Source organism: Acidobacteriota bacterium (genome assembly GCA_034211275.1).
GTDB lineage: Bacteria > Acidobacteriota > Thermoanaerobaculia > Multivoradales > JAHZIX01 > JAGQSE01.
The window spans coordinates 37,444-56,045 of the sequence record JAXHTF010000022.1 but is presented as its reverse complement, the minus strand read 5'-3'; the positions used below and the strand labels follow the sequence as shown (position 1 = coordinate 56,045).

General features: G+C 65.4%; 13 protein-coding genes. 3 read left to right on the top strand and 10 right to left on the bottom strand.

Annotation, left to right across the window (positions count from 1 at the left end):
• Positions 1–1,821 precede the first annotated feature (1,821 nt).
• From SX243_06150 to gap, 3 genes are all read right to left on the bottom strand, one after another.
• Positions 1,822–2,760: an alpha/beta fold hydrolase gene (locus SX243_06150; GenBank protein MDY7092541.1), complete on the bottom strand. Its 939-nt coding sequence runs from the start codon at positions 2,758–2,760 to the stop codon at positions 1,822–1,824.
• Positions 2,761–2,922: 162 nt separating this feature from the next.
• Positions 2,923–5,661, bottom strand: a complete 2,739-nt coding sequence (locus tag SX243_06145; GenBank protein ID MDY7092540.1) for a M28 family peptidase — start codon at positions 5,659–5,661, stop codon at positions 2,923–2,925.
• A gap of 83 nt (positions 5,662–5,744) precedes the next feature.
• A complete protein-coding gene (gap, locus tag SX243_06140; GenBank protein ID MDY7092539.1) occupies positions 5,745–6,755 on the bottom strand; it encodes a type I glyceraldehyde-3-phosphate dehydrogenase in 1,011 nt (336 codons plus the stop codon).
• A gap of 297 nt (positions 6,756–7,052) precedes the next feature.
• Between gap and SX243_06135 the strand changes: the two genes are divergently transcribed.
• Entirely contained in the window at positions 7,053–7,289 is a 237-nt protein-coding gene (locus SX243_06135) for a hypothetical protein (GenBank protein ID MDY7092538.1), read from the top strand.
• 18 nt (positions 7,290–7,307) lie between these two features.
• Here SX243_06135 and SX243_06130 read toward each other — a convergent pair whose 3' ends face one another.
• Together SX243_06130 and SX243_06125 are read right to left on the bottom strand one after the other, a co-directional pair.
• Positions 7,308–8,228: a mechanosensitive ion channel family protein gene (locus SX243_06130; GenBank protein MDY7092537.1), complete on the bottom strand. Its 921-nt coding sequence runs from the start codon at positions 8,226–8,228 to the stop codon at positions 7,308–7,310.
• Between the two features lie 71 nt (positions 8,229–8,299).
• Positions 8,300–9,241 carry a YihY/virulence factor BrkB family protein gene (locus SX243_06125; protein MDY7092536.1) on the bottom strand — a complete coding sequence of 314 codons (942 nt, stop codon included), beginning with the start codon at positions 9,239–9,241 and terminating at the stop codon, positions 8,300–8,302.
• 154 nt (positions 9,242–9,395) lie between these two features.
• Here SX243_06125 and SX243_06120 point away from each other — a divergent pair, with 154 nt between their 5' ends.
• Entirely contained in the window at positions 9,396–10,859 is a 1,464-nt protein-coding gene (locus SX243_06120; protein MDY7092535.1) for a hypothetical protein, read from the top strand.
• A 72-nt stretch (positions 10,860–10,931) separates the two neighbouring features.
• Positions 10,932–11,228, top strand: a complete 297-nt coding sequence (locus SX243_06115) for a hypothetical protein (GenBank protein ID MDY7092534.1) — start codon at positions 10,932–10,934, stop codon at positions 11,226–11,228.
• 9 nt (positions 11,229–11,237) lie between these two features.
• Here SX243_06115 and SX243_06110 read toward each other — a convergent pair whose 3' ends face one another.
• From SX243_06110 to SX243_06090, 5 genes are all read right to left on the bottom strand, one after another.
• Positions 11,238–11,720, bottom strand: a complete 483-nt coding sequence (locus SX243_06110) for a GNAT family N-acetyltransferase (GenBank protein MDY7092533.1) — start codon at positions 11,718–11,720, stop codon at positions 11,238–11,240.
• A 121-nt stretch (positions 11,721–11,841) separates the two neighbouring features.
• On the bottom strand, positions 11,842–12,372 hold the full coding sequence (locus SX243_06105; protein ID MDY7092532.1) for a tail fiber protein: 531 nt from the start codon (positions 12,370–12,372) through the stop codon (positions 11,842–11,844).
• Between the two features lie 8 nt (positions 12,373–12,380).
• The gene (locus SX243_06100) at positions 12,381–12,899 is read right to left on the bottom strand and encodes a tail fiber protein (GenBank protein ID MDY7092531.1); all 519 of its coding nucleotides are present in this window, start codon (positions 12,897–12,899) and stop codon (positions 12,381–12,383) included.
• Positions 12,900–12,911: 12 nt separating this feature from the next.
• The gene (locus SX243_06095) at positions 12,912–13,433 is read right to left on the bottom strand and encodes a tail fiber protein (protein MDY7092530.1); all 522 of its coding nucleotides are present in this window, start codon (positions 13,431–13,433) and stop codon (positions 12,912–12,914) included.
• 92 nt (positions 13,434–13,525) lie between these two features.
• Positions 13,526–18,598 (bottom strand): Ig-like domain-containing protein, encoded by a 5,073-nt coding sequence (locus tag SX243_06090; protein MDY7092529.1) that lies wholly within the window; start codon positions 18,596–18,598, stop codon positions 13,526–13,528.
• Between the last annotated feature and the right edge of the window lie 4 nt (positions 18,599–18,602).

Sequence of the window (18,602 nt, the reverse complement as noted above, 5' to 3'; positions counted from 1 at the left end):
GCGCGACACCCACGGTCTCTCGGACTACATGCGGGGGCGGACGTGTGCGTTTCCGCTGCAGCGGTTTATGAGCGTGGATCCGGGGAGGGATGGGTGGAATTTGTATGGGTACGTGGGGGGGGAATCCCCTGAAGTTCCTGGATCCTGACGGACAAGCAGCTTCCTGTAGCTCGGAATCAGACTGCTCAGTTTCGGAGAGGGGGCCGAACGGTGGTCGGAGGAATGAAGCTGATAGAAAACGCATGCTCAAGCAGCGAAAACAGAGACAGATGCGGCGAGAGAATGCCAGCAGAGAAGAAACCAATCAGAACCGTAGCGGGGAAGGGTTTCGGGATCGCGAGCAGGCGAACAGGGGACCTTCCGGAGATACGGACTCTCGTCGAGGAGGGAGGCACCGTGAGAGGAACGTTGGACTCGATGGCGAGGAGCACACTCGAGTTCCAAAGGGCAGAGGAGGGAGAGGAGCGCGAGGTGTTGGTGCTCGCGTTAGTGGTATCCTGCTCATTCTGGACATGGTTCTCACGACCCTGGAAGCACAAGGAGCAGAAGCAGACCTCGGACGCAAGATGTCTTTCTCCGAGAGAGCGTTCTTCGCTGCAACCGGCGAGCGTCCGCCGACATTCGAGGAATGCGTAGCAGCTGGAAATTGCGCCTAGCAGTGGCTCTTCGAGATCTCTTCACAAAACATGATTCATCTTCGTATTAACAAGGCCTTCTATGCCCCCTAAGGCACTTGGACCAGTTGTCCCTAAGCCCTTTCTGAATCAGCTCCTGGGCGCTTTCACGAGGCGGCGAAAAGCCATTAAATACCACGTGCAAGATTTCTCCTTGGAGTTGGACTCAGAGACCGTTGACGATGAGGAGGAAGGACTCCAGCTACAGCTGGTCCGAGTTCAAGTAACTCAATTGGGGGCCCGAGGAACTCGTGTGTCTTTTCACGTCTGGGAAGACGGCGAGGCTTGGCTCCTGCTATGCAAGGCCGAGCCGAAACGCATCGGAGGTTGGTTTTTCAATGAGACATTCCGGGGCTCGGTTGAGGAGCTGTCAGGGTCGCAGATCGTAGAGCTCTTCGAGAAGACTCTGTTCATTGGATCGAGTAGTAGCTCCGGAAGCGACCTCCGCCAGCGAATTACAGAGGTTTGGCAAGGGGCTTTTCGCTAAGGCAGGGTACTCTAATTCCAGGACAGGGGACTGCTTCCTACACCGGTTGCCTCTCCATCGTGGAGAGCTTGTCCTGTCAGGAACACTATCTAGACCCGGGTCTTCCCTCTGCCTCATCGCCACCCGCACCCACGGCGGCGGCGCCCCCTTCTTCTTCGCCGATCACCTGGGCAGCCCGAGGGTCCTGACCAGCGGCCTCGGCACCCTCACCGGCAAGCACCACTACTACCCCTACGGCACCGGGTACGCCCCGGGCCAGGACGACGAGCAGGAGTACAAATACACCGGTCACCAGCGCAGGCGTTCCGACCATGAAGCAGAGCTTGGGGGATCCCAGTATCGAAACTCAATAGAGCGAGAGATTAGGACTTTCAGGAGGCTCTTCCGGCATCGTGGACGATCCGTGCTCCCTGGACGGAGCCGGATCGGAAGATCTCCTTCGACAAGTTCCAAGTAGCGATGCTCCTGGCCAGGCTGTCGATCAGGTGCGGCGGAAGGAGAACCGGGCGCTGCGCGAGCGGGGCGACGAGAGGCTCAGCCGCACCCGGCACTTGTGGCTTGATCACCCGGACAATCTGCCGCAGAAGCACCGAGCGAACTTCGATGAGCTGGTGGTTGAGGCCCTGAAGACCTTCCGCACCTGGATTCCTGAAGAGCCTCCTACCGCCCCTGCAGCCAATCCAACACCTGATCCGCCCATCCTCGGGACGCAGACAGGGCCAGATCCTGGTGCGGGTCGAAGCCGAGGTGGCCGCCGCGGGGGAGCCAGCGGGATTCGACGGTGGGGCCGACTCGTTGGAGGGCGGGCTGGACGGTGTTGGCCGGGACCATGGGATCGTCCTCGGCGCCGACGTAGAGGATCGGCACGGTCGCGTCGCCGAGGATCGGCGCCACGGTGCTTTGGCGGTAGTAGTCGGCGGCGCCGTCGAAGCCATAGCGGGGGGCCACGATGTGGTCGTCCCAATCCACCAGATTGTTGATCCCCGCCGCCTGCGCCACCGGCAGAGGCACCGGGCGGCGTTCCGCGACTGCCCGGTAGATCTGCATCAGGCTGTTCATCAGGTAGCGTCGATAGGGCCAGAGGAACGGCTTGAGAAGCGCTCCGGAGGACGCCTCCAGATCCACCGGCGAGCATAGGGACGCTACTGACTGCACCCGCGGATCAGCCGAGCCGGAGCCCGCGGAACGGGCAGCCCAAAGCAACGCCAGGTGCCCGCCGAGGGAGCAACCCAGCAGATAGATCCGGCGGTAGGAGGCTAGCTCTTCGGAGGCCAGCACGGCGTCCAAGTCGGAGCTCTGGCCGGCGTGGTAGAAGTCCTCCCCCTGACGATCCGAGCCCCGCAGGTTGAGGCGCAGACAGGCGAGACCCCGGGCGGTAGCCCGTTCCGCCAGGTAGCACATATAGCGGCTCTCCGCCGAGCCGCCGAGGCCGTGGACCAGCAGCACCAGGTCCTCGCCCTCGGGGTTCAGGCGCCCGCTGAGACGCACCGGCCCGAGGTCCGGATCCTCCACCACCGTCTCCCAGGGCACCGTTCCCGCCGGCTCCGGCCAGCGGCGCAGGCGGCCCCGCAGGGTGTAGAAATGCCCAGTGAAGCTCATCTACCAGCTCATCTCTCAGCCAACCTCCGAATCTCTCAACCGTCCATGGAGAACCGCTGCTGAGCGTGCGTCAGATCGTCGCAGCACAGGAACGAGGGACGGAGGAGTACACCAGTACGCCGCACAAACCGAGAGACGAGCCCCCGGCGAGATGGCGTGCGATCAGCGGCGGCGGCCGAAGGTCACGTCAAGGGTTACCCGCTCGCCCTCCCGCTCCACCACCGCGCTGGTCTCGTCCCCCGGCTTGGCCTGACGCAGGATGTAGACGAAGTCGTAGATATCGCCGATCTCCGTCTCCCCCAAGGCCACCAGGCGGTCGCCGCGCTGGAAGCCGGCGGTTTCCGCAGGGCTGCCTTCCCGCACGCCGGCCAGCAGCACACCGCCCTCCTCGTCCTCACCGCCGGTGTAGTCCGGGATGGTGCCCAGGTAGGCGCCGTAGGAGCGAGTATCACCCTGGGGCGCCGGCGCCGGGGCGGTCTTGTAGGTCAGGCTCTCGGAGCTGGCGCTGAGATCCCCCGCCAAGCTCGCCACCAGGGCAGCGACCCGGGCTCCGCCGGCGGCGTTGATGCCCTCCACGTCGTCGGAGGGCTTGTGGTAGTCCTCGTGGGCGCCGGTGAAGAAATGCAGCACCGGCACGCCGGCGGCGTAGAAGGGGGTCTGGTCCGACGGACCGTAGCCGTCGCCACTGCCTTTGCAGCCGATGGCCAACTCGGCGCAATGTGCCTCCAGCAGGTCGGACCACTCCTCCGCCGAGTCGGCGCCCAACACCGCTAGCTGGTTGTCCCGGAGGCGGCCCACCATGTCCATGTTGAGCATCGCCCGGAGATCTTCCACCGCCAAGCCGGCGGGCATGTGGCGAGTCAGGTAGGTGGACCCCAAGAGCCCCGACTCCTCACCGGAGAAGGCGACGAAGTAGACATCGCTGCCCAGCTGCTCCCGCTGACCGGCGAGGATATGAGCGGCCTCCAGCAGCGCCGCCACGCCGGAGGCGTTGTCGTCGGCACCGTTGTGGGGCTCGTGGGAGTCCGGCGCCAGGGATCCGGCGCCTCCCATGCCCAGATGGTCGAAGTGGGCACCGATGACCAGGGCTCCCTCCGTCGAGCCTTCCATCTCCCCCGAACCGCTCAGGCGTCCCACCACGTTGGCGGTGGTGGTCATGCGACGCTCCAGATCGACGGTCACGGTCACCGCCTGGCCTGGATCGAGACGGTCGAGCAGCTCGCGGCGTAGATGCACCGCCGGTAGTCCGGCGTCGCCCTTGGAGTCGACGGTGAGCGCCGGCAGCGGAGCTTCCTCCGCCGCAGGCTCACCGGAACCGCCCTCCGCCGGCGCCCCCACCGGCAGGTCGACGAAGAGCACCGCCGCCGCGCCGTGCTCGCGGGCGTTGAAGGCCTTGTAGCGCAGATCGCTGAGCCGGCGGCGAACGTCCTCGTCCTGCAGCTCCTCGATGTCGGGGGCGAAGCGGCGCACCAGCACCACCTTGCCGTCTACGTCCAACCCCTGGTAGTCGTCAATGCCGTGCTCTTCCGAGGTGATGCCCCAGCCGGCGTCCACCAGCGGCGCGGTCACCGAGCCCTCGGCGGAGAAGGAGGCGGGGCGGAAGCTCTCCGCCTCGGCGTTCCAGGCGAGGGTCTCGCCGCCCACGGTGAGGGCCGTCCCCTCCTCCACCGACACCGCCACCGGCGCCTCGAAGCGCTGCAGGAAGCTGCCCTCGTCACCGGCGGGATCGAGACCGAGATCGGCATAGCGACGGGCGATCCAACGAGCTGCTTCGTCCAGCCCTTCGGTACCCAGGCCTCGGCCCTGCCGCTCGTCCGCCGACAACCATTCCACGTCGGCGCGATAGCGGTCGGCGGCGCTCTCCTCCTCCACCATCGGCTCCCCGTCCACCCAACGGGCGACGAAGACGTTGGTCTCCCCGGGTTTCCCCTGGTTGCGGTTGGAGGCGAAGGCCAGCCGTTTGCCGTCGGGAGAGAACATCGGGAAGCCGTCGAAGCCCGGCGAGTGGGTCACGCGCTCGAGCTCGGTGCCGTCCACGTTCACCGCCCAGAGCTCGAATTCCCGCGGGCTGTCGCCATAGTTGGAAGAAAAGAGAATGCGCTGACCGGCGGGATAGAAATAGGGAGCGAAGGTCGCCGCCCCCAGATAAGTCACCTGCCGGGCATTGCTGCCGTCGGCGTCCGCAACCCAAAGCTCCAGCTCGCCCGGGCGCACCAAGCCCTGGGACAGCAACCGCTGGAAGTCCTCCAGCTCTTCCCCCGGCGCCGGTCGGGAAGCCCGCCAGACGATCTTGGAGCAATCCCGGGAGAAGAAGGCACCGCCGTCGTAACCCGGCGTCTCGGTGAGACGCTGGACGTTGCCACCGTCGGCATCCATGCGGTAGAGCTCGAGGTCACCGTCGCGGGTGGAGGTGAAGATGATGGAGCCGTCCACCGGACAGACGGTGGCCTCGGCGTCGTAGGCACCGCCCTCGGTGAGGGCCTGGACGTCGCTGCCATCGAGCTTCGCAGAGTAGATGCGGTAGCCGTCGTAAAGCGGCCAGACGTACCCCTGGGAGCGATCCGGCGGCGGCGGGCAGGCGGTGTCCGCCTCGTGGGTGGAGGCGTAGAGCACTCGCTCACCATCGGCGGTGAAGTAGGCGCAGGTGGTGCGGCCGAGGCCGGTGGAGACCAGCTTGGCCTCGCCGGATCCGTCTGCGGGAATGCGGAAGATCTGGTCACAACCATAGGGCGGACGGGTGGATTGGAAGACCAGCTCCTCGCCGTCCGGAGACCAATAGGCCTCGGCGTTCTCGCCACCGAAGGTCAGCTGAACGATCTCCTCCAGATGCTTCTCACCGGGCTGGCGTAGCTCACCAGCGGATTCGTCGGCAACGGCGGGCACCGACAGTATCGTCAGCATCAAGCCGGCAGTCCAACACGCAGCGAGCCGTGACAAATTGAAGCTTCCCATCTCCTTGGTCTCCCCCATCTTCCGCATCATGATCAGATCCCCTTTTCCGCCATCAGCTTGGCGAAGTCCACCAGCCGGGACGAGTAGCCCCACTCGTTGTCATACCAGGAGAGAACCTTGACCATGCGCTCCCCCAGAACCATCGTGCTCTCGGCGTCGATGATGGACGAGTGGGGATCACCGATGATGTCCCGCGACACCAAGGCCTCGTCGCTGACCCGCAAAACGCCCTTCATCGGACCCTCCGCCGCCGCCTCCAGGGCGCGGTGGACGGTCTCCACGGTAGCGGCCTGCTCGAGGGTGGCGACGATGTCGGTGAGGGATCCGTCGGGAACCGGCACGCGCACCGCCATGCCGTCCATGCGGCCCTCCAATTCCGGCAGCACCAGCTCCGTGGCCTTCGCCGCCCCGGTGGTGGTGGGAATCATGGAGACCGCCGCCGCACGACCCCGCCGGCGCTTGCTCTTGGGGGTGTCCATCAGCGCCTGACTGGACGTGTAGGCGTGGACGGTGGTGATCATCAGCCGCTCGATGCCGAAGCTCTCGTGGAGGACCTTGGCCACCGGCGCCAGGCAGTTGGTGGTGCAGGAGGCCATGGACACCACCCGGTGCTGGGCCGGGTCGTACTGCCCCTCGTTGACCCCGAGGACGAAGGTGCCATCGGTATCCCCGGAGGGCGCCGAGACGATGACCCGTTGAGCACCGCCCTCGATGTGGCCGGCGGCCTTCTCCCGGCTCTTGAACAGGCCGGTGGCTTCGAGCACCACCTGGGCTCCCACCTCGCCCCACGGGATCCCCGCCGGCTCGCGGCTGGAGAAATAGGGAATGCTCTTGCCATCGATCACGAAGCCCCGCTCGTCGGTCTCCACTTTGCGCGGATACCAGCCGTGCACCGAGTCGTACTTGAGCAGATAGGCCAGGTCGTCCTTGTCGGCGAGGTCGTTGATCCCCACCACCTCGATGCCCTCGGTGGCCAGAGCCTGCTTGAACGCGCAGCGTCCGATTCTGCCGAAGCCGTTGATACCGATGCGCAAATCCGTCATCTCTCGATCTCCTTCAAAGCTTCCCGAGGAAGCCGATCAATTCATCCAGTTCGGGCCGCGCCCGAGGTCTGCAAGGGGCGACGGCGGTCTCATGATGTGCGGGCTCCAGCGAGCTGTCAACCGAGGCCTGGGAGCGTTCCCGAGACCTCCTCGAATCTTCTCAAGGTTTACTGTAGCGCGCCTCCGGGCTCGGCGCGACCGCTACAATCGTCCGGACAGCAGGATGGGTGGCCTCGAGCCGCTCCAATGGACTCATCGCACGCCGAGAGGGCGGCGCGAACCAGGGTGGAGACGATCATGATCGACGTAGAAGAAGCGGTTCGGCGAGCACGCCAGTTGTTCATGGCGCTGCACGAGAAGGAGACCATCACCGATCTACATCTGGTGGAGGTGGAGCTGGCCGACAGCGACAGAGTGTGGAACGTCACCCTCGGTTATCTCAACGACGAGGTCAGCGCCGTCGCCAAACACAAAAGCCTCAAGCTGGACGTGGAAACCGGCCAGCTACGCTCCATGAAGGTGCGGGTGATGTAGCCCCATCCCCGCGCCGGATCATTCCGCCGCCGGTGTCTCGCTCCAGCGCTCCGGGATCATGGCGGAGAGGCGCTCGCCCCCCTCGATACCGAAGTCCAGAGTGCGGATCGGGAAGGGAATGGTGATGTCTTCGGCGTCGAAAGCCCGCTTGATGGCGAGGACCATCTCGCTGGTGATACGCGCCCCGTCCATGGGCCGCGAGTAGGGGATCCACACCCGCACCACGAAGTCGATGGAGCTACCGCCGAAACCGGTGTAGAAGAACTCCACGTCCCGCTCCTGGACCCGGTCTTCCAGGGCGGACACCGCATCCAAGGTCACCTGGCGCACTTTCTCCAGATCCGAGGCGTAGGACACTCCACAGGCCAGATCGATGCGCAGCTGGCCGCTGTTGGTGAAGTTGACCATCGGATTCTCGAAGACCTCGCGGTTGGGCAGCAGCAGGAGCTTGCCTTCCGGCGAGCGCAGGACGGTGTTGCGCAGATCGATGCGCTGGACCGTCCCGAAGTAGCCCGACAGCTCCACCACGTCTCCGATGACGAAGGGGCGGCGCACGGAGAGGAAGATGCCGGAAAGGAAGTTGGCGGTGATGTCCTGAAAGGCGAAGCCCAAAGCCAAGCCCAAGACGCCGGCACCGGCGAGCAGGGAGGTCACCGTCTTGTCGAGGTTGAGGATGCCCAGGGCGATGAAGAAGCCCACCATCACCACCATGAAGGAGGTGATCTTGGCCGCTAGCCCCACCAGCGTCCGGTTGTCCGAGACGCGGCCAAAGGCGCGGCTGACGAGTCGGCGGGTAAGGTGGCCGAGCAATCCGAAGATCAGCATCACCACCACCGCCACCACGATGTTGGGTAGGTTGAAGAGCAGCAGCTCGTACCAGCCCTGCAGCTTATCGATCACCACGTTGACGGGTTCTTTGACGTTCAAGCTCTCGTCCAAACCATTGCTCCTCTCTTCTTGGCAGACCGGGACATTCTAGCTCTCTCCTCGCCCGTCCGCTTCGTCCCTGCCTATTCGGGCGACTCACTGGAACTGCGGCCGCGCTCGGCCTTGTAGATCTCCGAGTTGGTCTCGGCTCCCATCAGCACCGCGATACCGGTGAGATAGAACCACAGCAGGAGGATGATCACCGTCCCCAAGGAACCGTAGGTGCGGCTGTAGGAATCGAAGAAATTGAGGTACGTCCGGAAGCCCAAGGACACCGCCAACCAGAGCCACACCCCCACGACCGCTCCCGGCGTCATCCAGCGCCAGCGGTAGCTCTCGAGGTTGGGGCCCAGGTTGTAGAGCAGATCGAAGGTGACGGTGAGCAGCACCAGCACCACCAACCAGCTGGTCACCGCCCACACCGGAGCGAAGTAGGCGCCGAGCCCGAGCCATTGGGCCAGTTGCTCCCCCAAGGACGAACCGTAGAAGATCAGGGTCAGGCCGACGCCCAGCTGCAGCCCCAGGAGCAGCACGAAGCCCAGGGCCCGCAAGCGATTGCTCCACCAGGGCCGGTCCTCCGCCACGTCGAAGGCGGCGTTGAGCCCTCGAATCAATGCCGCCATGCCCGCGGAAGCGGCCCACAGGGTCGCCAACAGACCGAAGGAGAGCTTGCCGCCGCCGCGCCCACTGACCACTTCTTCCAAGGTTGACTGCAGCAACTCCAGCGCAGCCTCCTTGGGCACCAGATCGGCCAAGAAGGAGAAGATCTTCTGACGAATCACCGCATCATCGGCGAAGTAGCCGAGGACCGTGGTGAGGACCAAGAGGAGGGGAAAGAGCGAGAAGAGGAAGTAGTAGGCGAGCTGAGCCGCGATGCCTACCACGTCGTCGTCCATCACCTGACTCGCCACCCGCCGCGCCAGGTGAGTCCAGCTCAGGCCTCCGCGCCACCAGGCCGCGATACCCTTCCAGCTCCTCGGGCCTTTCCAGCTGCTCAGGCCTTTCCAGCTTTTTGGCGATTTCATGCGCTTCTTAGACTATGGTCTGAGCCCTGCGATGCCAAGTCTTGGGCCACTATCGCCGGCCGCCGGAGGGGGCCTTCGCCCTCCTCCCCGACACCCTGCGACGGCTGGTAGACTGCGCGGTGAACCCACCTGCACCAGAGCCCCACGATCCTCCATGGCGAGCCTCCTCGATCCATCCCTATCCCGCCGCCATCGTCCCCTGGCATGGTTGGGCCTGGGGACGGTGGTGGCAGCGCTGGCAGCCGCCGCGCTGAGCCTCGCCGGATGTGGCACCGGCACCCCCCGTCCAGTGGCAGAGCTCATGGCTCTTCCCGACGTTCCCATGGTGGTGGTTTTCGTGCCGGGAACTACGGGCACCGAGCTGCGCAACCGGCAGACCGGCGAGCTGATCTGGGGCACCGGCCGAGCCCTCCTGCGACCCCGGGATGGTGGCTACTCTCTCGCCTTGCCGCTGAATCCCGAGGACCCTCGGCGCCAGCGGCTGGAGCCCGCTGACCTACTCCAGCGCCTCTCACTCTTCGGCGTCCTCACCAAGGCCGTCTACGGCCCGGTCCTCGGCTGGCTGGAGGATCACGGCTACCCCCGGGGAGACCTCGATGCCCCCCGACCTGGCGAGCGACTCTTCACCTTCGCCTACGACTGGCGGCGCTCCAACGTCGATTCGGCGAGGAAGCTGGCCCGGCACCTGGAGCAGCTGCGGCGCGACCTCGAGCAACCGCGGCTGGAGGTAGCCCTCATCTGCCAGAGCAACGGCGCGAGCATCTGCCGCTACGCGATGAAATACGGCGACGCCGGCCTCGCCGAGGCCACCGCCGGCGAGCGGTCTCTCCCCGAGGGCATCCATTTCACCCGCCTGATCCTGGTGGGCACCGCCAACGGCGGCAGCCTGCGGGTGCTGCGGCTACTGGATCGGGGGCGGACCTATCTCCATCCCGTAGGGCGCCACTGGTCCGCCGAGGCCCTTTTCACCTTCCCCGGTCTCTATCAGGATCTTCCGGCCTACAACCCCCAGCCGTTCATCGATGCAGCGGGGAACGAGTTGCAAGACGACATCTTCGACCCCCGAACCTGGCGCCGCTACGAACTCGGGATCTATCGGCCGGAGGTCCAGCAGCGGCTGGATCGCCTCGGCGACGAGAGCCTCTTTGGAGACGCCGCGGCCCGCGACGCCTACCTCGATCGGGTCTTGGGCGAAGCCCGGCAGTTCCATCGCCTGCTGCATCGGGATCCGGAGGGCTATGCTCCGCCACCGATCCATTTGATCCAGAATATCTACACGCCAACGGCTCATCGGTCACTGGTGGTGCGAGAGCGGGACGGCGACTGGCACGCTCTCTATACCGGGGACCGAGCCCTGAGCGCCTATCCGGAGCTCCAGGATCGCCTCAGCGCCCCGGGGGACGAGCATGCCACCCGGGAGAGCCAGCTGTGGCTTTCTCCCCGAGAGCAGGCGATGCTGCAGGGCGAGCCGCTGCACATCCGCGGCGGGCATTTCGAGATGATCCTCCACCCAGCTGCCAAGCGCCGCTTGACGGAGATTCTGCGGCTGCAAGGCCCCGCCCCGGCGAAGTCCGAGAGTGCTCCAGCTTCGCCCGGCGACGACAGCGCCCTTCCTTGAGGCTTTTCCTTGACCTCGGACACCGGGGCCACGGACAATGCGGCAAACCCATTCAAATCATTGGAGATGACGATGCTCGACAAGCTCACGATCCAGAACTTCCAGGACCATGTCAACGAAGAGGTGAAGGTTCTGGCGGGTGCCCAGACCTACGACTTCGAGGTGGTTGAGGCCTCGGAGATGGCCACCGCAAGCCTTGGAGAATCGGCTCGCGGACCGTTTTCGGTGATTTTTCGGGGCCCCCAGGAGCCCATCCTGCCCCAGGCCATCTACCGGGTGACCCACAAGGACCTCGGCGACCTGGACCTCTTCCTCGTTCCGCTGGGCCCGGACCGCGAGGGCGTGCGCTATGAGGCGGTCTTTACCTAGAAACCTGCTTCAATCGTCGGATTCGGGGCGCCACTCCATGAGGTAGTAGACCCCCTGATCCTCGATGCTCTCGAACCCCAGACGATGGTAGAGCCGTAGGGCCGGGTTGTTGCGCTCCACGTGAATGCGCACGGCCTTGCCTGCCTCCCGAGCCTCCGCCAACAGTTCTTCTAGCAGCCGACCACCCAAACCCTTGCCCCGCGCCTCGGTGAGCAAAGCGATGTCGATGATGCGGATCTCGTCCTCCCGGCGGTCGACGTAGAGACGCCCCACGGGCTGGCCGTAGTGGAGCACCAGATCGAACCGAGCGTCGGGGAATTGCTGCCGGTAGAAGTCGTGCTGGGCTCGGAACTGCTGCTCCAGGAACGCCGCCTTCTGCTCGTCGCTCCACGGTACCGGCCGCAACTCTTCCTCCCGCGTGCTGAAGTAGACCCGCATCAGGAAGGCCTCGTCCTCGGCGGTGATGGGCCGTAGCTCTACGCTGTCGCTCATTCTCTTCCTCGTTGCCGCTCTTCCTCGTCCCGACAAAACAAAGAACCCGGCCGACCCGCCTTGCGGGGCCGAACCGGGATCTGGCTCTGAGGACGACAAAAAGCCGACCAGCGGCTAGTGATCAGCTGCGGGACGGATAGAGCCCCACCAGCGCGATGATGAAATTCATCGTCAGGTACGGCTGCATGTTGTTGTGAGCCTGGCTGCCGCCGGCGTCCGGCATGGACTGCTCCGCCATCGGAACCTCGTTGGCGGCGTTCCCATAGATCGCACCGCCTACGGATCGAGCCAGCGCGTTGGCATTGCCTCCGGAATTCGGTCCGGGAGTCTCCCCCGGAGTCGGCGAGACCATGAAGGAGTGGTTGTGATTGGGCATCTGCGCCTCGCTGAGGGTCACCGTCTCCACCCCACCCCTCTGCCCGAGGCGTCGGTCGGTCAGGCCCGGGCCACGCCCCGGGTGCATGGGCGCTCGCCCTTCGAGATTGGGCAGTGCCGTGGTGGTTCGCCCGTCCCCGCCATAGGTCGTACCGATGAGCGAGAAGAGCGCCGTATTCTGGGCGATCGGCAGCAACTGGCCATTGCAGAAGGCCCAGCCGCGGGGAGCGAAATTGCCAGCGAAGATGCGGATTTCAGCAACGAAAGGTTCCGACATGATGCCTCCTAGTGCCGCGACGGGTAGATGCCGACCAGGGCGATGATGAAGTGGATACAGAGGAACGGCATCAGGTTCGTGTGGGACCGAGAACCGCCGACGTGGGTCACCGCCGTGCTCGAAAGATTCTGCATCGGCTGCTCGTTGATGTAGGCGTCGACGCTGGTCGACGTAGCCACGACGTTGCTTTGAGGATTCGGCACCGTGGCCAGATTGGACGAGCCCTTGAGGGGGTGACCGTGGGACGGCATCTGATTGACCGTCAAGGTGACCTTCTCCTCACCGCCTTTGGCTCCGAGCCGGCGTTCGGAAAGACCCGGCCCATGACCGGCGTGGATGGGAAGACGGCCGCGCAAATCGGGCAGACCGAAAGTGGTTCGCCCGTCGCCCCCGTAGATGGTGCCGAGCAGAGAGAAGAGCGCGTCGTTCTGAGAAACCGCCAGCAGCTGGCCGTCACAAAAGGCCCAGCCCCGCGGAGCGAAGTTGCCGGCGAACATGCGAATCTCGCCTACAAAAGGTTCTGACATTGCAATCTCCTCTTAGTTCCGCGAGGGGAACAATCCCTGCAAGGCGATGCAGAAGTTGACGGCGAGATACGGCTGCATGTTGTCGTGGGCCTGGCTACCACCGACGTTGGTGATCGTGCCGGAGTGGAGGTTCACCAGTGCGTCCGGGCTGGTATAGAGCTCGTTGGGCGCTGTGTCCGCCAGCACCCGCGTCGATGCAGGAATGGCGCTTTGATCGATATTCGAGGTGGCCTGGACCACGTGCCTGTGCTGCGGCATCTCGTTCGCCGACAGGGTGTGGGTTTCTTCTCCGGACTTCTGTCCCTCGGTGTGATGCTGGCCCCCGTTACTGCGGCCTACGTGGATCGGAACCCGCCCTCGCAGGTCCGGCAAGGCAAAGGTCGTCCGTCCATCGCCGCCGTAGGTGGTGCCGAGGAGCGAGTACAGCGACTGGTTCTGGTTGATCGGCAGGATCTGACCATCGCAGAAGGCCCAACCGCGTGGAGCAAAGTTAAAACCTACCATCCGAACTTCCGCCAAGAATGGCTCTGACATCCTGTTCCTCCATTGGGTTGGTTCCGTGTTCCAGTTCCGAGCGCCAGAGGATCGGGCGCCCGGGATGGGTTCGCGAGTAGGGTGAGCCGGGGTCAGGGCATGGGGTGGCTCACGTCCGTGCAAGTGCCGCCCTGCAGGGTTCCGTTGTTGCTCGAACTCACCGAGCCGGCAGGAGTGTTGCCGTTGGCGGCCCAGGTAGCGGCGGCATCGGTCACGAAGCCTTCCAGGAGCACCGTCGAGGCAGCCGCGTTGGTGCGCTCCCGGAAGGCGGCGATGCCGGCGCCGCTGCCCGCGTTGGTGCGCACGTCGGCGCACAGCGTGTTGCTGTCGTTGGCCTGGACCCAGACGTCGTAGAGCCCATCGGACCCGATGGTGACGCTGTTGCCGACGACGGTGGCGTCCAACCGGCCGTCGGTGCAAGTGGTGCCGCAGGCGGGGCCGCCGAGCAGCCGGGAGATCACCCGGATTCCGGCGTCGACCCCGATATTGCTCACCACGTTGTTGGAGATCTCCACCACACCGCTGGCGCTCTCGTTGACCTGCACCGAGATGCCGAATCCGCTGGTCATCCCACCGCCGGCCTGAATATTCGGGTTGTTGTTGATGCGGCCGGCGATGGTGCTGGAGTTGTCCGCAAAGACGTTCACCGAGCTACCGCCGTTGCTGTTGATCACCGGGTTGCCGATGACGTTGAAGGTCAGGCTGCCGGTGTCGGAAGCGGCCAGATCCATACCGATGCCGATGCCGGCACCGCGGTCGAAGGTCGAACCGGTGATGTCCGCACCGACAATTGAGGTGCCCTGGGAGAAGACCTGCAGACCGTTGGTGCGGTTGCGCAGGAAGAAGCTGTTGACCACATCGATGGTGGCCGACGAAGAGCCGAGGAAGTTCAATTCCAGGCCGTCGGCGCCAACGCCGGAGCTCTGGGTATCCCGGAAGGTACTGCCGGTCACCGTCAGCGCCAGATTGGCTGCGTCGGTATTCTCCACCAGCGCCACTCGCTCCGATGCGAAGCTGAGATCCGAGGCGGTGATGTCCGAAGTCCCGGTCAGGCCGATGATGCGGAAGCACCCCTCGTTGACCTCGTCACCGGCGGCGGTGACGGTGGAATTCTGCAGGCTGAGCCCGTCGACCCCAGCACCGTTGATGCCCTGCTGAACGCTGCCGTCGATATCCACGTTGTCGAGCACCGCGGTGGTCACGGTGCCGAGGTGGATGGCCGCGTGGCAGCCGGTATTCACCAGGTTGGTGCAATCCGAAGGGGCATCGGTGGTGGCGGCGTTGTTCATGGTGAGGTTGCGCAGGGTCACGCTGTTGGTGGATAGAACCTCGATTCCTCGCTGGGTGATACTCGCGATGGTGCCGCCGGAACCGTCGGTTCCATTGACTCCGTCACCGGTGACGGTAAAACCGCTACCGGCGCCGGCCAGGCGAATGCCACGGTCCGCTCCGCTGGCATCCACCCGTTCGAAGGTCACTCCCGCCCCACCGATGGTGGTGCCGCTCTCGAAGGTGATGGCCCGGGCGTTGGTCGCCGAGACCCGGTTACCGCTTCCCGTGACCTGCACCACACCGCCGTTGTTGGCCACGATGCCCTGGGCCCCGTTGGTGAAGATCTGCGTGTCGGCGAAGGAGAAGGTTCCGAGGCTGCCGTTGATCAGCTGCACGCCGGTGTTGGTCATCGGGCTGCCGCTCGTTCCCAGATCGAGATCCGCGAAGGTGGCGTTGCTGTCGGCGTTGGAAATGTAGATCCCCAACGACGAGGCGGCACCGCTGACCTTGGCGTTGAAGGTGGCGAAACCTGCCGACGTGTCCTGGATGCGCACCGCGTAGTCGTTGGCGGTGTAGGTCACCGTGCCGCCGTAGGTCAGGCCCAGGCTACCGCCGTTGACGGAGACACCGCGATTTCCGTTGGGAACGCCGGTGATGCTGCCACCGGCGGCGTTGAGGGTGCCGGAAGCCCCGCTGAAGCTCAACCCGCGGCCGGTGCTGTTGGTAGAGCTCAGGGTGGCGAGGAGCATGTTCACCGGCGTGCCGGTGATGTCGACTCCGGGACCTCCGGTGGCGCTCACCGTGCTGGTGTTGTCCGTCACCGTCACCGTGCCGGTGGCATTCGCCCGCAAGCCGGCGCCGGCGGTGGTATTCACAGTCAACGAGTTGAAGGTCACCGCGCCGGAGCTCTCGAGGTTCACCCCAGCCCCGGAGTTGGTCACCGAAGTGGTGCCGCTCACGGCCACCGACGGCGCCACGCCGACGAGGTTGACGCCGATGGCGCCGTTGCTCGAGGTCAGGCTGGGGAAGGTGATGTCCGCACCACCGCGCAGGGGCGGCGCCAGCGGCGTCACCTTGACCACCGTGGTGCCGGTGATGTTCACCGCCGCGCCGCCTACCGCACTCACCGCGGAAACCTGATCCAGCCGCAGGGTGCCGCTGTTGGCCACCAGAATGCCGTTGCCGGCGGTGGTGGTGATGGTCCCCAGATTGTCGAAGAGGAAATCGCCGCCGGTGTTGTTCTGCAGATTCAGGCCGTCGTCGGTGCCGGAGCTCAACGTCGGCGCCGAGCCGATGAAGTCGAAGTCGGCGTTGGTGGTGCCGCTGACGTGCACCAAGCCACCGCCCTGCTGCGCGATGGGGCTACCGGTGAAGTTGAAAGTGCCGCCGCCGCCCACCACCCGCACCGCCACGCCGGTAGAGCTGTTGGCGTCGGTGATGGAGCTATTGGAGAAGGTGAAGACGCCGCTGTGATTGGTCAGGCGGACGGCGTCGGCGCTCCCCGCGGGGTTGATGATGGAGTTGTCCACCACCACCTCGGAAGTGCCGGTGCCCCCCAACCCATGGCCGGTGGTGGGGTTGAGCTCGACGCCCTCGATGATGTGATCCCCCGCCAGGTCGAAGACGTTGCCGGCGCCGTGACTGTGCTGAGAGTAGCCGGCCCCGGCCTCGATGAGCTGACCGCCGATGATCAGATCCGCCGCGCCACCGACGATGCGCTGACCGGGCTTGCAGATGAAGCCCAGGCTGTGACCGGTATCCGTGCCGTCCCCTTCCCGCACTCGAATGATGTCGCGAGGGGCGGACGCCATCTCTGCGGACTTCATGGTGTCGAAGGGATTGGCCTGGGTGCCCTCGAAAGGTCCGGCGTGGGTGTTGTCCACGAACCACACGATGCCGGTGACGCTGACCGTAGCGACGCCGGGCTGCATATTGCCTTCGTCGTCCTGCACCATGTAGCCAAAGGAGTCGACCCCGCGGAAACCCGCCGGCGGCACATAGTCGAAGGTGCCGGTGGCGGGATTGAGATTGCTCACGCTGCCGCCCTGGGCGGACATGGCGTCGACGCTGGCGACCATCACCGCTCCCCCGTCGGGATCGGTGTCGTTGGCCAGCAGACCGGGCTTGCCAGGGGTGCCGTCCACCAGCAGGGTGACATTGCCCACCGCGCGGTATTGATCACCCTTGGCCACCGGCGTGGCGTCCACCGACCCCATCACCAGGGTGGTGTTCCCGTCCACCGTATCCGCCACGTCGACGGTGCGCGCCTCGGCGCCGTTGTTGGTGATGATGATGGTGTAGGTCAGCCGGTCACCGGGATCAGCGTCGCCGTCGCTGTCGCCGTCGACGGTCAGAGCATCGGTCTTGAGGGCCGCTGGATCCGGCACGGCGGTGAGCACCGAATCCAGAGTGGCGGCGGCGCTGTCCAGGCGAAGGGTGAGGACGATGGCACCGACGTTGGTGAAATCCGCTCCCGTGCCCTGGGCCGGCGCCATCTCGCTGAAATCGACGTAAATGTCGGCGGCGCCCATGGGCACCAACCGGGCGGCGAAGGAGCTGTTACTACCGTCGGTGAAGACCTCTACCTCAAGCTGGATGTCCGCCGTCGACGCCAGAGCGAAGACGAAGGCCGAGGCACCACCGGTGGTGAGGTCGACCCCGCCGAGGCCCACCGGATCCAACGCGTCGGGATCGCTGTCGCCGTCCCAGGTGACCTGGACGGTGCGGGGACCGCTGGGCAGGGCATCGAAATTGAGCACGCCGGCGTCGACCCGGGCCGCCGAGGAGGCTCCCTCCGGAACGCTGCCGGAAGTCAAGCCGGCGCTGGCGGTGGCGCTGACCAGTAGGTCTCGGTTGCCCCCCAGAATTCCAGCTCCGGCCACGGTGCTGGTGGCGGTGGGAGGCGCCGTGATCTCCGCCTGGTTGGTGGAGAAATCATCCACCGTCGTCTGCGCGGCGGCGGGCAAGCCGAGGACCAAGGTCAAGATCGCGAGCACCGCCAATCCGCCCCGACGGCGACGCAGCAGGACCGCCGCGGCGACCGTCAGCAGCAGCGCCAACAGCCCAAGACCCAACGGGCTGACGGTGGGAATCTCCAAGGCCCCGGGGCCGGTGCCGAAGCCCCGGATCATCCAGTTGCCGGCAAAGTTCGGATTGAAGTCGTCGATGCGCGTGGTCAGCACATCCCCGGGCAGGGTCGGCGGATCCGGCGGATCGGCGCTCCACAGCGCGAACCAGGAACGCCCCTGGCTGGCGGTGAGGTCGAGGGTCGCCGGGCTCACCGGCGGCGTGACGCCGCTGGTGACGAAGCGGTTGACCACGCCGATGAGCACGTCCCCGCCGGCGGGCACGGACACCGACGCCGGCAGCGAGTAGACCGAGAAGCTCAGGTCGTCGGCCACCTGCACCGTCTCGTCGAAGGCCGCCAGCAGCTCGGCACCGTTGGTGGGGTCGCCGTCGGGATCGCGGTACACCACCAGCTGGATCGGATCGCCGACGCTCACTTCCGGCACGCCGGGGAAAAGCACCCAGATCTCCGCCAGGTCGAAATCCTCGACCCCCGGCGGACGAGTGAAGCGGTTGAACCACAGGAATTGCAGGGCTCCACCGGCACCGGTGACGCCGAAGGCACCCTCCTGCAAATCATCGTCGAGGAGCAGCTGCACCGGGAAGAGATCGGTGGGCGGCAGCGGCGGCGCCAGCTCCGCCGTCGGCGCTGAACGCAGCTCGAAGGTCCCTTCCCAGGCCGCGGCGGAACCGGCGAGGCCGATTCCGAGGCCGAGGATCAGCAGAACGGCGAGGGCACGAAGTCCCTTGGGCCTTCGGTTGGGCCTCCGGTGGGGCATGCGGTGAAACATTGGAATGAGCATGGGCATTTCGCAGCGATGGTTCATCTCT

Coding starts and splice junctions, on each gene's coding strand:
- SX243_06150 (MDY7092541.1), bottom strand. CDS start 2,760: ATGAGCTTCACTGGGCATTTCTACACCCTGCGGGGCCGCCTGCGCCGC.
- SX243_06145 (MDY7092540.1), bottom strand. CDS start 5,661: ATGCTGACGATACTGTCGGTGCCCGCCGTTGCCGACGAATCCGCTGGT.
- gap (MDY7092539.1), bottom strand. CDS start 6,755: ATGACGGATTTGCGCATCGGTATCAACGGCTTCGGCAGAATCGGACGC.
- SX243_06135 (MDY7092538.1), top strand. CDS start 7,053: ATGATCGACGTAGAAGAAGCGGTTCGGCGAGCACGCCAGTTGTTCATG.
- SX243_06125 (MDY7092536.1), bottom strand. CDS start 9,241: ATGAAATCGCCAAAAAGCTGGAAAGGCCTGAGCAGCTGGAAAGGCCCG.
- SX243_06120 (MDY7092535.1), top strand. CDS start 9,396: ATGGCGAGCCTCCTCGATCCATCCCTATCCCGCCGCCATCGTCCCCTG.
- SX243_06115 (MDY7092534.1), top strand. CDS start 10,932: ATGCTCGACAAGCTCACGATCCAGAACTTCCAGGACCATGTCAACGAA.
- SX243_06110 (MDY7092533.1), bottom strand. CDS start 11,720: ATGAGCGACAGCGTAGAGCTACGGCCCATCACCGCCGAGGACGAGGCC.
- SX243_06105 (MDY7092532.1), bottom strand. CDS start 12,372: ATGTCGGAACCTTTCGTTGCTGAAATCCGCATCTTCGCTGGCAATTTC.
- SX243_06100 (MDY7092531.1), bottom strand. CDS start 12,899: ATGTCAGAACCTTTTGTAGGCGAGATTCGCATGTTCGCCGGCAACTTC.
- SX243_06095 (MDY7092530.1), bottom strand. CDS start 13,433: ATGTCAGAGCCATTCTTGGCGGAAGTTCGGATGGTAGGTTTTAACTTT.
- SX243_06090 (MDY7092529.1), bottom strand. CDS start 18,598: ATGAACCATCGCTGCGAAATGCCCATGCTCATTCCAATGTTTCACCGC.